The sequence below is a fragment of the Marinobacter nitratireducens genome, from assembly GCF_000708045.1.
In the GTDB taxonomy this organism is placed as follows: Bacteria; Pseudomonadota; Gammaproteobacteria; order Pseudomonadales; family Oleiphilaceae; genus Marinobacter; species Marinobacter nitratireducens.
Genome location: NZ_ANIE01000003.1, coordinates 852,745 through 866,611 on the forward strand (window position 1 = coordinate 852,745; position 13,867 = coordinate 866,611).

Here is a 13,867-nt window from a genome sequence, read left to right on the forward strand (position 1 = left end):
GTACCTCCTAGACCGCCAGCCAGTACCCGGATAGCTGGTACCCCATTAAACCAAAGCCAGCCACCATCAGGCCCACATTGGCCAGCACAGCCCGTCGAGAAAACGAGGGGGTTTGTCGCCACGCAGTCATGGCTAGCAAAATGAACGTGAGCGCCAGAAGCTGCCCCAACTCAACACCCACGTTAAAGGCCAGGATGTTCGGTACTAGCCCGGCTTCAGAGAGCGTAAAGTCCTGCAGTTTGGTCGCCAGACCAAATCCATGGAAGAATCCAAAAATCAGGACCGCAGCCCGGGTATCCGGTTGAAATCCGAACCAGGTTCGAAAGGCCCCAAGGTTATCCAATGCCTTGTAGACGACAGAGAGGCCGATAATCGCGTCGACAATATAGGGATTAACCTCCGTGCCACTCAACACGCCATAAAGCAGCGTTACGCTATGGCCAACGGCGAAAAGCGTGACATAGAGACTTACATCCCGCATCCGGAACAGAAAGAACACAACGCCGAACAGGAAAAGCAGGTGATCGTAGCCGGTGACCATGTGCTTGGCACCGAGATAGATAAAAGGAACGAGATGCAGCCCGCTGGCACCTTCGATGAATGCAGCATCACTCTCGGCAACGCCGTGCGCCTGGGCACTCAGGGGCAGGCCTGCCGCAAGCACAGTCAGCAATAAGCTGCCCGCGAAACGGAACAGGTAGCTCCGGCCTTTTTTGTTTTTCGTACTCACTGACCTTCGGGTTTCCATGACCAACACGCTACCCGGTCAGCGCCAGCCATCAAATACTACTTGAGAGCGTTTCTTTCGGCCGAAAGTACTACGCGGCATGAGCGAGGAGTCAGCGAAGGGTCACACGCACCGCCATGGGCATCTCATCACAGTTATTCCCGGGACCTCCGCGATCAACCACTAAAAACTCGCCTTTGCAATCAAGGACGGAATGCACGGCATGCCAGGTACCCGCACGATAGTTGATTCCCTGATAACCATCCGTGATAAACGCCCGAACGGTATCTGGATGGATATCATCCCCCGGTGGCGCCACCACAATCAGAAACTTTTCTTCATGCATGGGGATAAATGCCTGGCTTCCCAGCGGATGCCGTTCCAGGCAGTCGACGTCCAGTGGCACCTGAACCGGATGACTCACGAAAATACTGATCATCGGACGAGCCCCATCGCCAAGAACCTCAACACGCGCAAGGTCATGGAAGCGCGCCGTTCGGCCCCCATTTATGGGGAAGGAATTCGCAACCCGACGGTCAATCACATCCCCGAACGGAGCAAACGCGTCTGGCGTGAGTGGCTGGGCTTCAAGATTCAACATTGTGCTTCCCCTACGGACTCAACAACGGCCAAGGCCGCTCAGCTTCATGTGGCGGTTCACGTCCTTGTAAAGCAGGTAGCGAAACTGACCCGGTCCCCCTGCATAACAGGCCTGGGGGCAGAAGGCGCGAAGCCACATGTAGTCACCCGCTTCTACCTCAACCCAGTCCTTGTTAAGCAGGTAAACGGCCTTGCCCTCCAGCACGTAGAGTCCGTGCTCCATCACGTGGGTTTCCGCAAAAGGGATGGCGCCCCCAGGCTGAAACGTAACGATATTTACATGCATATCATGCCGCATGTCGCTTTGATCAACGAACCTGGTTGTAGCCCAGGAACCGTTGGTATCCGGCATTTCGATCGGTTCGATATCCTGTTCATTGGTCACGAATGCATTGGGCACCTCAATACCATCAACATACTCATAAGCTTTCCGAATCCAGTGGAAACGAACAGCTGAAGAAGCATTGTTGCGAACCTGCCAGGAACTGCCAGGTGGGATGAATGCATAACCTCCGCTCGACATCTGGTGGGTTGCGCCCTCCAGCGTCAGGATAAGCTCACCCTCTACAACAAAAAGCACAGACTCCGCCCCGGGATCCGCTTCGGGCTTTTCGCTGCCGCCACCGGGAGAGACCTCCATGATGTACTGGGAAAACGTTTCCGAAAATCCAGACAACGGACGCGAAAGCACCCATAGCCGTGTCTTCTCCCAGAACGGCAGATAGCTGATCACAATGTCACGCATCACTCCCTTTGGGATGACTGCATAGGCCTCTGTGAATACGGCCCGGTCCGTCGTCAGTTGCGTCTGCGGCGGGTGCCCGCCAGTCGGGGCATAGTAAGAAGGAGGTGTTTGCTTGCCAGCCATCAGAAATCTCCGGATTCAAAAGGATGATGCTCTACCCAGTGCCGGGCGACATCCACACGTCGTGTCACCCACACTCGATCGTGAGCCTCAATATGATCAAGAAAGCGCTGCAGTCCGCGGAAACGCCCCGGACGCCCAATAAGCCTGCAATGAAGACCTACCGATAGCATTTTGGGTGTGTCCTTGCCTTCGGCGTAAAGGACATCGAAGGCGTCCCTCAAGTATTCAAAGAAATGATCCCCTGTATTGAACCCCTGCGGCGTCGCGAAGCGCATATCATTGGTGTCCAGGGTGTAAGGCACAACGAGATGGTTGTGCATGTCACCCGCTGAATCGCTCTGACGAACCCAAAACGGCAGGTCATCGCCATAGTAGTCGCTGTCATAGAGGAAACTGCCCTCATCCAGCAGCAAGCGGCGAGTGTTGGGACTATCGCGCCCGGTGTACCAGCCCATGGGTTTCTCACCGTAGAGCTCCTGAAAGATTTCGATGGCGCGCTTCATGTGCTCTCGCTCGATCTCCTCAGAGACGTTCTGGTAATGCAACCAGCGCCAGCCATGGCAGGCAATCTCATGATTCAGTTCACGAAAGGCCTGCGCAACTTCCGGGTTACGCTGAAGTGCCATGGCAACGCCGAACACCGTCAGGGGGAGGTCACGACGCTGAAATTCGTTCAGTATTCGCCAGACACCCACCCGGGAGCCATACTCGTATATAGACTCCATACTCATGTGGCGGTCGGGGAACGCCTCTGCACCCACGATCTCAGACAGGAATCGCTCGGAATGACTGTCCCCATGAAGAATACAGTTCTCGCCGCCCTCTTCGTAATTGAGGACAAACTGCACCGCGACACGAGCCCTGCCCGGCCAGGTAACTTCGGGCAATGCGCGACCGTAGCCGATCAAATCACGGGGATACTCTGAAGTCATACTCATGGGAGTAAACGTCCTCTCTGACATCAAATTCTTTGCTAAAACCAGCCACCAATAACGACAATTTCGCCACATTTTTGTATACAAGACAACATATTTTTGTCCTATAAGCTAAAGGTCAAAAAATTTAAGACACATATAATACTCTGTTTTATAGACCTTTTTTATACCTGGAGGCTTTGTTTTTGCATTTTTCTGAAACAAAAGCTTGCGTACCCAAGCCATGCTGTACAAAATTGTGTACAACTACTTATTGTATTGTTCACCAGAAAAATGAGCCAGGGACACCATGCACATTCGAGTTATCAACCCCAACACCACCCGCGGAATGACCGACACAATCGGGAAAGCAGCGGCCAGTGTGGCTGCACCCGGCACACGGATAACCGCTACCCAGCCCGCCAGCGGCCCGGTGTCGATTGAGAGCCATTTTGATGAAGCCATCAGTGCCGTCGGCGTTGTTGAGGAAGTTCTCGCTGCTGAGCGCGGCGAAGATCCTGTCGATGCTTATGTTATCGCGTGTTTTGGCGACCCCGGGCTCCTTGCAGCGCGTGAAGTGACCCGCGCGCCCGTCATTGGCATTGCTGAAGCCGCTTTTCACATGGCGACACTCATCAGCACGCGGTTTTCCGTGGTCACCACATTGGGCCGCACAGGCATTATTGCTGAACACCTACTGGAAAATTATGGCTTCAGCCATCACTGCCGACGAGTGCGCGCGGCCGAAATTCCGGTACTGGATCTGGAAGAGAACCCGGATCTCGCAGTTGAGCGGTTGATTGACGAATGCCTGAGAGCGAAGAAAGAAGACAACATTGGCGCCATCGTACTTGGTTGCGGCGGCATGGCCGACCTCACCGATCAGCTGACGGACGCAATTGGCTTGCCAATCATTGAGGGCGTGAGTTCCGGCGTCAAGCTCGCCGAAGCCCTGGCGGGCCTAAAGCTTGGCACAAGCAAATACGGTGATCTCGCGTACCCACGCCCGAAACCTTTCACAGGCCAGTTCGAACACCATTCAAATATAAAAATCCAATAAGACAACAACGAGATCTGATGCAGTCCTAACTATAAAGCCCCACAGCCAAAGCAGGGGCACACATCTACATCCTTATCGGAGTGGAAAATGAAACTGCACGCACAACGAGGACGCACATGAACAACCCTCAGGCCTACACATCGTCATTAGAGAACAGCCATGCGAACACGCATGATGCGGACACCAAGGCGCTCGGCGAAGAATCCCTTGCACCTCAGGAAACCCGCATCATGGGACGCATTTCCTATCTGCTTGCCTGGTTCGGTGGCTGCGTGTCGATCGGCACTTTCACCATGGGCTCAAGCGTAGTTGGCACGCTCAATCTCATCCAGGCCTCTGTGGCCATCGCTATTGGTTGCTTTGTCATCGGCGCCGCTCTGGCGTTAAACGGGGCTGCCGGCTACAAGTACGGCATCCCTTTCATGGTTCAGGCGCGCAGCGCTTTTGGTTTTTCAGGCACACGTCTGCCCGGCCTTGTTCGGGCCGTACCAGCCATTGTCTGGTACGGGTTCCAGAGCTGGATTGGCGCCGGCGCACTGAATATGGTTTCAACCACCCTGTTCGGTTTCGACAACCTTGTCTTCTTCTTTATTGCCTTCCAGTTCCTGCAAATCGGCCTCTCGGTCATGGGCTTCCAGGGAATCAAATGGCTTGAGAACGTTGGAAGCGCCTTCATTCTCGCGTCCCTCGTCTACATGTTCTACAGCACCATTGAGCGATACGGCGACACGCTATCGACCAACCTGCTCACCATGGAAGGCTCATGGGGATTGCCGTTCTGGGGGGCGACCATGCTCTTTCTCGGCATCTACAGCACCATGATCCTGAACGTGAGCGATTACGCTCGTGAACACAAGCACGGTACAGGCCCGGGGCTTCTGACCACGATCTACTCCATGTCTATCCTGCCCTGCACCCTGTTCATGGGACTCATCGGCTTCATGGTTTCCGAGGCCACCGGCGTGGCAGATCCGATTCAGGTCTTCTCCAATGCGGTAGACAACACCCCACTGCTGATGACGACGCTGATGTTCATTGCCTTCGCTCAGGTCACCACAAACGTACTCAATAACGTGGTGCCACCGACCTACGTGTTAATGGATGTATTCAAACTGAGCTTCCGGAAAGCAACGGTGATTGTCGGCTTGCTGGCATTCGCGACCTTTCCCTGGGAGCTGGTGAAAGACGGTTCTGCCGCAGGCCTGCAAATTTTTGTTCAGACCTACTCCGCCTTCCTGGGGCCGATCTTCGCTGTACTGGTGGTTGATTACTACCTGATTCGAGGTCGCAACCTGAACCTTCAGCACTTGTACAACCCCCAGGGCCCCTATCAAGGCGTCAACTACTCCGCATTGGTCGCAACAGCCATCGGTGCAGTGGTCGCCCTGAGCTTTTCTGCAGTGTCCTGGTACGCCAGCCTGATTCCGGCAGGCCTGAGCTACTACCTGCTGATGATGTATTGGCCCGCCAGCCAACGCTTCCGCACCTAATCAGACACCCGATAAAGAACTCAGCGGTTACCCTCCGCTTTGCTGCCCTCACTCCCAATGGGGGTAGCGTTTTTCCGGTTCGCCTAAACGGAGAATATATCCCGCAGGTCCGGCGTTTCGTCAGACTCCTCAACGAATGAAAGCGACGCTTCAATAGATTTCAGGTGTCGCTCCATAAAGCTACTCGCCTTCTTGCCCTCCCCGGCACACAGATAATCGACCAGGTTTTCATGATCGTGGGACTCGCATCCCAGGTGCCCGGAGTTGCCATAAACCGCCAGAATCAATGAGGAGCGCGAGCAGAGCTGGCCAACAAACTCGGACAGCGTTTTGTTGCCCGACAGCTCCGCCAGGCGCGCATGAAACGCGGCTGACAGCTTAATCGCGACCCTCTGCTCCCGGTTGCGCAGTGCCTGTTTTTCCTCTTGCGCCATTTTGCGCAGCTCTTTTACGTCAGCGTCGGTGACCCGTCGGGCAGCCACTTCCATGAGCCCGCATTCAACCATGCGACGGGCCTCGAACACGTCTTTTGCCTCCTCAACCGAAGGGCGGTTAACGCTGGCTCCGCGCCGTGGGGTCAGGGTAACTAACTGCTCCAGAGCCAGTCGTTGTAACACCTTGCGGATGCCCGTTCGGCTGACCCCGAATACGTCGGACAGTGCATCTTCACGCAAGCGGGCACCGGGTTTCAGACGATGTTCGATAATCGCATCGGAAATGGAACGATAGATCGCATCAAGACCTTTGCTCTTTGGCCTGGAATCCCGTTTCTGATCCTGACCATCGGCAACAGATTCGGATACTGCCTGACTGCGACTCATCTCATTCCCCGCTATTTAAGATCCAATACCGTTCCTTATTGTATACGCTCCCAATATGACAAGGCGACAAAACCGCTATTTACCCTGGATTTTCCATCAGAGATAGCTCCCTCATGAGTCTGCCCAGCACCAAAGACCTGACCTGAGGGTGGACCCTGCCTTCGGGATAACACCTCACCAGATCAATGTGGGAGATGCCATCGACTCTTGAGAAACCGTGGTTTTCCACAAACTGCCCTGCCATCGTTGGTGTTGCGAGATTACGCTGATAACGCCGGTCACAGCCCAGTATGTCGCCCTCCGAGAAGAGGTTGATACATTGCTTGACGTTGGAGGGAATCTGACGCGGCTCGGCCCTCCACCGGCCAGGAAAGGCTCGGCCCAGGCCACCTGCAGCAATCGTCACAAGCAGGTCAACCGGAACGCCGGCACCGTGTAATTCTCGGGCCACTTCAACGGCCTGAAATCCTCCCTGGCTGTATCCAATCAGCGCGATCTTTCGGTTGGCATCGACCGCAGACCTTAGCTCCTCCGCAATGGCTCGCGGCGAATGCAGATGACCATACATGGTTGTGTCTGTATGCCCTTGGTCCCTCAGGTAATGCAACAGATGACGCTGCATGTGTGACCGAGCCATCAGCCCGTGAATCAGCGCTATTTTCGGACCGCTAAAAGCCGAATCCGAAATGGGACGATCCGGAAACTGAAACAGTGGTTCTCGGGGCATACAGGAAAGCCTCTTGTGGGGACAGGCCAGACAAAATACCAGCCATTCTCCTCCCATCCACGGCCCGGAAACTCCCCATACAGAAAAGGCCCGGGATGACAGCCAATGCACCACCAGGCCAGTCGTCTGCCTTGGATCAGTCCTCAACAGACAACGCAGACATATCCATCACATAGCGATGGGCAATGTCGCCTTTGTTCATCACTTCAAAGGCATCATTGATCTGGTCCGGACGGATGATCTCGCAAATCGGGTGGATATCATGTTCCGCACAGAAATCCAGTACTTCCTGTGTTTCCTTGATGCCACCGATCAGCGAACCAGCCACACGACGGCGCCCCATGATCATCGGCACCGACATGAACTCTTTCATCGGGCCAACCTGACCGACAATCACCAACGTGCCGTCGATGTCCAGAAGCGGCGTGTAAGGCGTGACATCGTGCTCAACCGGCACAGTATCGATGATCAGATCCATAGACGCTGCGGCTGCTGCCATGGCGTCTTCATCGGTTGATGCCAGGATACCGAGGGCGCCGATGGATTTCGCCTCTTCCTCTTTTTTCTTCGAACGGCTGAGTACAGTCACCTCAGCGCCCATCGCCACGGCCAGCTTGACCGCCATATGACCAAGACCACCCAGACCGATCACCCCTACCCGGCTGCCTTTGCCAATATTCCAGGTACGCAGCGGTGAGAAGGTGGTAATACCGGCACACAGAATCGGCGCAGCGCGTGACAGGTCCAGAGCCCCCGGAATTCGCAATACGAACTCTTCCCGCACCACAATGTGCTTGGAGTAACCGCCCTGGGTAATCTCGCCGTCAATGCGATCCGGAGCACCGTAGGTCGGAGTCATCCCGTGTCGGCAGTACTGCTCTTCATGGTGATGGCACTGGTCACACTCCTGACAGCTGTCCACCATGCAGCCTACACCAACGTGATCGCCGGCTTTGTAATGAGTGACTTCGGGACCGACTTCCAAAACACGCCCAATGATTTCATGGCCAGGCACCAGCGGGTAAGGCTGAGGCCCCCAATCGCCATTGACCGTGTGCAAATCCGAGTGGCACACACCGCTGTAGAGAATTTCAATGGCCACATCGTTTGCGCGCAAGGCGCGACGTTCGAAGTGGTAGGGTGCCATTATCGCATCAGAGGAATAGGCAGCGTATCCAACCGTTTTCATGGAAACTCCTTACACACAGGTTCAGATTGAATGTAGAAAGACAGCGCGACGGACATCGCGCCAACAATGGAACCATTGTAGAAGCAGAGCCCCCTTGGCTTCCTGTCCGATTCTGCTCGTTGATTGCCTGATTCTCTCCCGCAATACCAATAACAGGAAAAAGACCCATAAAAGCTTGCCAATTACGACGTTGAACGCAGCGGCGCGCGAAAAGAGGGAAAGAGGTTTTAGAATGTGTCGTTGCCGTCGACACCGAGGTTGTTGATGCGCGTTTTCCCCAAAACCTTTAGCAGAAGGTTTCGGCAGGCTCGTAATACCGGATACAGAACGGACGACGCAAGCCGGGACCTGAAAATCCAGTAGTTCAGACAATTGAATACACCGGAACGACTCCCAATCAACGCCAGGGCATGAATGGCATCGGCTCCGTAATAGAGCTGATCGCCCATCTTCAACACCATCCCCTGATCAATATCCAGTCCCTGAGCAGTCACCTCTCTCAGAACCTCAGAGTCGTCACGAGCATTCACAATAACCAGTTCCCCCACACTCCTCCGGATATTCACCAGCTGGCAGTAGGCATTACACGCAGGGCATTCCCGATCATAAACGAGCAGTATTTTTTCGTGGTCCATCTGCATCGGTCCTCTACGCTACCTAGGATTCCCAGTTACTCGCCGGTATCCGCTGAATGTGGATATGACTGATCAAGCGGATCGTCGGGCGAATCAGGAACTGGGCACTACCAATGATAAACAGCCAGACGGCTTGCGTTTCATATTCAGGATACAGAAACAGGATGCTGCCAGTCAGAAACCAGATCGCAATAAAAAAGTCGTTGATGATGCTGAGCATCTCATAACGGCGGCGGATGATGAGCTCTTCGTCGCCCAATCGGATGGTGAGAGGGTTATCAGTCTGGCTTTCACGCATAGTTGGATGCCTCCCATAGGTTTCCATCAGGATATCGTCAGTGTGTCACCTTACCTGAGAGCCATTCGCCCTGACGAGACAGATTGCCTCTTAATTGGTTCCAACCCTTGCATCCACAACTGGCTTAACTGCTCAGCGGAGATACCCGACGGAGGGGACGTGGGTTCTGCGGCCCCTGAAAAAATCCGTTGGGCCATTTGTCTTCCAGCGGCTTGGGCCGCAGAAGTTTTGGCAATGCGTTGTTGATAAAAGTCGGTCAGAACGCCATCCAACTGACCTCCGGTGCCAAGCAGCCGGGAGAGGTGCCAGGCATCCTCCAGAGCCTGACACGCTCCCTGCCCAGAGGTTGGTAAAGACGCATGGGCAGCATCGCCAATGATCAAAACATTGCCTCGATGCCAATAGGGCAAAGGATCCAGGTCGTGAACAAAAATGCATCTTAGCGACGCACTATCGTATGATTTCAGAACATGGCGTACCGGATCAGGCCAGTTCAGAAAGCGGTTATGCATCTCGTCATACCAGGCGGATAACGCTCGCCCCTTTTCAATATCAGTGCGCCAGGCTCCGGCCCAATAACACAAGTCACCTCTGACAGGCACAATGCCAAAGCGCTCACCGGGGGCACGAACGTCATGGATCGAATGCTCAAGCACGCTCTCCTGCAGCTGGCTTATTCCAATGACGTTGATGAATCCCTGATAGCAGGGCCTTACCTCCTCTTCATATAGAGCCTGACGTACCACCGAATTCATACGCCCATCGGCTCCTACCACCAGATCAAATTTCTGTTTCAATCCGGCAATATCCTGCAGGGTCATTGGGCGGCCAAAGTGTCTCTCTACACCTAATGTGTCCAATGCTGAAGCCAATATGCTCATAAGGTCACGGCGTAATATGGTCACACTTGAGAAGCCACTCAGCATGTTCACTTCTTCTATATTAAACTCGCCCTGCTGAACGCCGTAATGATCAAACTGGCGCATTAAGCCGGGCCTGCCACCCATTCGTTTGATCTCTTCTTCCAACCCCATCTGTTGCAGAACAAACATGGCATTTGGCCATAAGGTTACACCGGCACCAATGGATGATATCTGGTTATCCCGTTCATACAGGCTCACCTGATAACCCTGCCTGGTGGCAAGTACGGCGAGTGCTATCCCAGCGACACCCGCGCCGACAATAGCAATTCTATTGGTTTTGCTCATCTGGCCCTACCTCGAAAACAACATTCGATAAGGATTGTCACAAGGTCAAAAAACAGGATAAATAGGCTATTATTGCTTTGTTTATCCCGTTTCATGAGCCAATTAATGATTGAAAAATTTGAACTACGGTGGATTCTTAGCTTTCAGGCCGTATACGAGCACCTGAGCTTCAAACTGGCAGCAGAAAGACTTCACTTGCCAACGTCTAATGTCAGTCGGCATGTTGCCCTGTTGGAACAACAACTCAATTTGCGCTTATTGGAACGGACGACACGTAAGATGGTCCCGACCACTGCAGGCAAGCAACTTTATCGGTCCATCAGGCCTCTCACACAGGCAATGGATGATGCACTGGAAGAAGTCTCTCTTTATGGAGACTCCCTCGCTGGGCACCTTAAGATCATCATGCCGGACCTGCCTATACTGGCCGAGGTCCTTGCAGATTTTTGTCTGCAGCATCCGCAGATACAACTCAGTTGTGATACCCAGTTAGATCCGACGGAAGGCTTGCTGGAAGGATTCGATCTGGTGTTACGCTTTGGCCGTGGGCCATTGGAAGATTCAGGGTGGGTTGCCAGGGAGATTCTGCGATGGCCCAGCTGCGTGGTTGCCGCACCACAATTGCTTGACCGGCATACGTTGCCACGCTCGCTGGATGAACTGAGCAAAGCCCCCTGCATTACCAGCCTGTCTGTGCTTCAAGGCATGCCCTGGCGATTTAAAGGGGATCAAATTATTCAGGTGCGATCCAGCTACAAGGTCAACAGTGGCCACATGGCCAAAGCCGCTGCACTGAAAGGGCTTGGCTTTGCTATATTACCCGTTCATGCGTGCCAAGCTGATATAGACAGCGGCTCTCTTATCAAAATTGATCTTACCTGCGAACCGGCAGACCTGGTGTTATACGCATTGTACTCGGGCAGAAACTACCCACTGGTGAGGGTAAAAGCCTTTCTGGAGCATCTGCGCCTGAAGCTTCATTGACTCGACCTCTTCGGAAAACTCCTTGGCCACCCCAGAACAGTCTTACTGAGGTAGGAATATTGTTTCGAAAAAGGAGGCCAGTAATCACCGAGGCCCAGCGCGTCGTTAATCACAGCGCCAATGTGATATTCCATGTGCTCTATGATGATGGGTTATCCTCCCGCCCCAAACCAGAACTCGATTTCGTCAGTATCCTTTTCAAAATCTGCCGCATGTTCCACACCGGCCGGAACATGGTACCAATCCCCCACCCCATACCTCTTGGTGCCGCCATCAATCGAGAGAATCAGCTCCCCACGGATAATGACACCATGGTTGTCTGTCTCATGGGTATGAGGCGGGATGCTAGTGCCAGCCGGATACGACGCAAACAAAACGTCAGCGCCATTTGCGGCTAACCGGTACGCATCGAATCGACCATCAAAAAGAGGAAGAGTACGGATCTTGTCTGGGTATTTCCCTGGCATTTAAACCTCCCTGGTATTTTCCATGTGCCAAATAACGGTCTGAACCGTGTCGGCCCGGCCCGTTGTATCGAGAACCGGATCATAAATGCATGCCTCACAGACGCGCGGCTTTCGCGCGTTCGATGGGGCGAACTTTTCGGTATCCAGCTGAACGCAGCACCATGACAGCCCCCAAAACCACGAACGGCAAACTCAAATATTGGCCGACGCTCAATAACTGCCCGGGTTGATATGCAGCCTGAGGAACCTTGTAAAATTCAAGTGCCAAGCGCGCAGAGAATACGAGGATCAGGAATACGCCAAACAATAGACCGTGTGGTGTGCGCTGTCCCAAACGCCGGTATATGGCTGCCAATATTAAAAAGATGATCAGATATGCGACCGCTTCATACAGCTGCACTGGGTGGCGAGGCAGGTTATCGACCGCCTCGAACACCACTCCCCATCCCCCGGAAGTTGGAATACCTACAATTTCAGAATTGAGGAAATTGGCCCCCCGGACAAACACTGCCCCCAACGCTGCAGGAACACTCACTCGATCCACAAGCCAGAGAAATGGCATTTTGGGCTTTAGGATCCGGGTACCAAGCCAAAGGCTGAGCAGCATTCCTGCAGCGCCACCATGGCTTGCAAGACCACCCTCCCAAATGCGAAGAATCGCTAACGGGTTTGAAAGGTAGTACTGCGGATCGTAGAACAGGCAATGAGCCAACCTCGCACCCGCAATCGTTCCCAGTAACGCATATAGCAACAGGCGTTCCGCGTTTTCCTTTGGAACCCCCTCGGCTCTGAAAATCCGGGTTAACACTGCCTGCCCGGCAATAAATGCTCCGACGAACAAGAGACCGTACCACCGGATAGCTAAGGGGCCGACGGAGATTAAAATGGGATCGAAATTCCAGTGTATTATCATGCTCTCGCTTATCTCATGAAAAGAGGTTCGGTCCTCGGACTTGACGGGTCAGAGCGCTGACTTTTTTCAAGCAGGCAATGACCAAAGGCAGCACGCCAATAAAAATCAATGTTGAAACACTGGTTGTTATGAGGACACTGATTAAATCACCTCCAGACAGCTGCTTTGTTATGGCGAAATCAACATACAAATAATAAATTGTCAGAGGTATGACAGCCGCTGCACCGGCAGTTGCCAGGGCCATGCCATTCTTATGGTTTAGCCTGACAATGATCATGGCTGGAACGATAGCGGTGACCACTTCGACGATAATGGAATAACACAGATGAAATAACCAAGGGTAGTCGCTAAAAACCCCGTCATTGGGTATTGGAACTTCATTTCCAACATAACCGGTGAGTCCCAGGCCAATAAAACAATAGGCCAATCCCAACACAAACGTTATGGAAGCTACCACTTTTCGTTATTCCTTTATTGATTTGGATCCCTGCCTTCCGGCCAGGCCTTGCTGGATGATTAGGGGAAGTCCAGAACCTACTTAAGCGATCTGTTACACATTGACTGAGTACTTGAGGTCACGTGCCTCGTCTCCAGTCATGCCCCGAAACCCCCAACAATGCGCAGGCTGCTCCTTTATAGTCACTTCGATATCCACAGGAGATATGCCAACCACAGACTCAATCCTGTTAAAGAGCTCCTTGATCAGAGCTTTTTGGGTCTCGGGAGCCCGCCCCTGCATCATGTTGATCTCGATGGCAGTGTAGGCTGGAGTTCTGCCACCCGGGTAATAAAAATCCTCGGCATCCATCGGGATAAAACGATGAGCCCGCTTGTCTTCCGGCATACCCAGTACAGCCTGCATACATCCGTGAATGACCTCAGAGAGCTGAGCCTTGATCGGATTAAGGTGTTCTTTGATTCCATAGATAACTATCACGATGCCTCCTGCAATGTGTGTAACAGCTA

At 53.4% G+C, this 13,867-nt stretch carries 17 protein-coding genes; 3 read left to right on the forward strand and 14 right to left on the reverse strand.

Annotation, left to right across the window (positions count from 1 at the left end):
• Positions 1 to 7 precede the first annotated feature (7 nt).
• From D777_RS05750 to puuE, 4 genes are all read right to left on the reverse strand, one after another.
• Positions 8 to 730: a HupE/UreJ family protein gene (locus D777_RS05750; protein WP_319802597.1), complete on the reverse strand. Its 723-nt coding sequence runs from the start codon at positions 728 to 730 to the stop codon at positions 8 to 10.
• A 109-nt stretch (positions 731 to 839) separates the two neighbouring features.
• On the reverse strand, positions 840 to 1,328 hold the full coding sequence (locus D777_RS05755; protein WP_036129450.1) for an ureidoglycolate lyase: 489 nt from the start codon (positions 1,326 to 1,328) through the stop codon (positions 840 to 842).
• Between the two features lie 18 nt (positions 1,329 to 1,346).
• Positions 1,347 to 2,195 (reverse strand): bifunctional allantoicase/(S)-ureidoglycine aminohydrolase, encoded by an 849-nt coding sequence (locus D777_RS05760; RefSeq protein ID WP_036129451.1) that lies wholly within the window; start codon positions 2,193 to 2,195, stop codon positions 1,347 to 1,349.
• Entirely contained in the window at positions 2,195 to 3,127 is a 933-nt protein-coding gene (gene puuE / locus D777_RS05765) for an allantoinase PuuE (protein WP_201443345.1), read from the reverse strand. Before puuE ends, D777_RS05760 begins: the two co-directional genes overlap by 1 nt.
• Before the next feature lie 292 nt (positions 3,128 to 3,419).
• On the opposite strand from puuE, the gene D777_RS05770 reads away from it, so the two are divergent.
• Together D777_RS05770 and D777_RS05775 are read left to right on the forward strand one after the other, a co-directional pair.
• Positions 3,420 to 4,169, forward strand: a complete 750-nt coding sequence (locus tag D777_RS05770) for an aspartate/glutamate racemase family protein (protein WP_036129453.1) — start codon at positions 3,420 to 3,422, stop codon at positions 4,167 to 4,169.
• Positions 4,170 to 4,285: 116 nt separating this feature from the next.
• Positions 4,286 to 5,659 (forward strand): NCS1 family transporter, encoded by a 1,374-nt coding sequence (locus D777_RS05775; protein ID WP_036129454.1) that lies wholly within the window; start codon positions 4,286 to 4,288, stop codon positions 5,657 to 5,659.
• An 83-nt stretch (positions 5,660 to 5,742) separates the two neighbouring features.
• Here D777_RS05775 and D777_RS05780 read toward each other — a convergent pair whose 3' ends face one another.
• From D777_RS05780 to D777_RS05805, 6 genes are all read right to left on the reverse strand, one after another.
• Positions 5,743 to 6,480, reverse strand: coding sequence for a GntR family transcriptional regulator (locus D777_RS05780; protein WP_036129455.1), 738 nt, complete (start codon positions 6,478 to 6,480; stop codon positions 5,743 to 5,745).
• Positions 6,481 to 6,559: 79 nt separating this feature from the next.
• Entirely contained in the window at positions 6,560 to 7,207 is a 648-nt protein-coding gene (locus D777_RS05785; protein ID WP_150112600.1) for an esterase/lipase family protein, read from the reverse strand.
• A 136-nt stretch (positions 7,208 to 7,343) separates the two neighbouring features.
• Complete coding sequence (locus D777_RS05790) at positions 7,344 to 8,396, reverse strand: NAD(P)-dependent alcohol dehydrogenase (RefSeq protein WP_036129456.1); 1,053 nt, start codon at positions 8,394 to 8,396, stop codon at positions 7,344 to 7,346.
• A 227-nt stretch (positions 8,397 to 8,623) separates the two neighbouring features.
• Positions 8,624 to 9,031, reverse strand: a complete 408-nt coding sequence (locus D777_RS05795) for a DCC1-like thiol-disulfide oxidoreductase family protein (protein ID WP_036129457.1) — start codon at positions 9,029 to 9,031, stop codon at positions 8,624 to 8,626.
• Positions 9,032 to 9,053: 22 nt separating this feature from the next.
• Entirely contained in the window at positions 9,054 to 9,329 is a 276-nt protein-coding gene (locus tag D777_RS05800; RefSeq protein WP_036129458.1) for a YrhK family protein, read from the reverse strand.
• A gap of 50 nt (positions 9,330 to 9,379) precedes the next feature.
• On the reverse strand, positions 9,380 to 10,537 hold the full coding sequence (locus D777_RS05805; RefSeq protein ID WP_051668952.1) for an FAD-dependent monooxygenase: 1,158 nt from the start codon (positions 10,535 to 10,537) through the stop codon (positions 9,380 to 9,382).
• A gap of 105 nt (positions 10,538 to 10,642) precedes the next feature.
• Between D777_RS05805 and D777_RS05810 the strand changes: the two genes are divergently transcribed.
• Positions 10,643 to 11,521, forward strand: coding sequence for a LysR family transcriptional regulator (locus D777_RS05810; protein ID WP_036129459.1), 879 nt, complete (start codon positions 10,643 to 10,645; stop codon positions 11,519 to 11,521).
• Between the two features lie 152 nt (positions 11,522 to 11,673).
• On the opposite strand, the gene D777_RS05815 is transcribed toward D777_RS05810, so the two are convergent.
• The 4 genes from D777_RS05815 to D777_RS05830 all read right to left on the reverse strand — a co-directional run bounded on the left by D777_RS05815 (position 11,674) and on the right by D777_RS05830 (position 13,838).
• Positions 11,674 to 11,988 (reverse strand): cupin domain-containing protein, encoded by a 315-nt coding sequence (locus D777_RS05815; RefSeq protein WP_036129460.1) that lies wholly within the window; start codon positions 11,986 to 11,988, stop codon positions 11,674 to 11,676.
• Positions 11,989 to 12,082: 94 nt separating this feature from the next.
• Positions 12,083 to 12,901, reverse strand: coding sequence for a prolipoprotein diacylglyceryl transferase (lgt, locus tag D777_RS05820; RefSeq protein WP_051668953.1), 819 nt, complete (start codon positions 12,899 to 12,901; stop codon positions 12,083 to 12,085).
• 13 nt (positions 12,902 to 12,914) lie between these two features.
• Positions 12,915 to 13,358: a hypothetical protein gene (locus D777_RS05825; protein WP_036129461.1), complete on the reverse strand. Its 444-nt coding sequence runs from the start codon at positions 13,356 to 13,358 to the stop codon at positions 12,915 to 12,917.
• A 93-nt stretch (positions 13,359 to 13,451) separates the two neighbouring features.
• Positions 13,452 to 13,838 (reverse strand): tautomerase family protein, encoded by a 387-nt coding sequence (locus tag D777_RS05830; RefSeq protein ID WP_036129462.1) that lies wholly within the window; start codon positions 13,836 to 13,838, stop codon positions 13,452 to 13,454.
• Between the last annotated feature and the right edge of the window lie 29 nt (positions 13,839 to 13,867).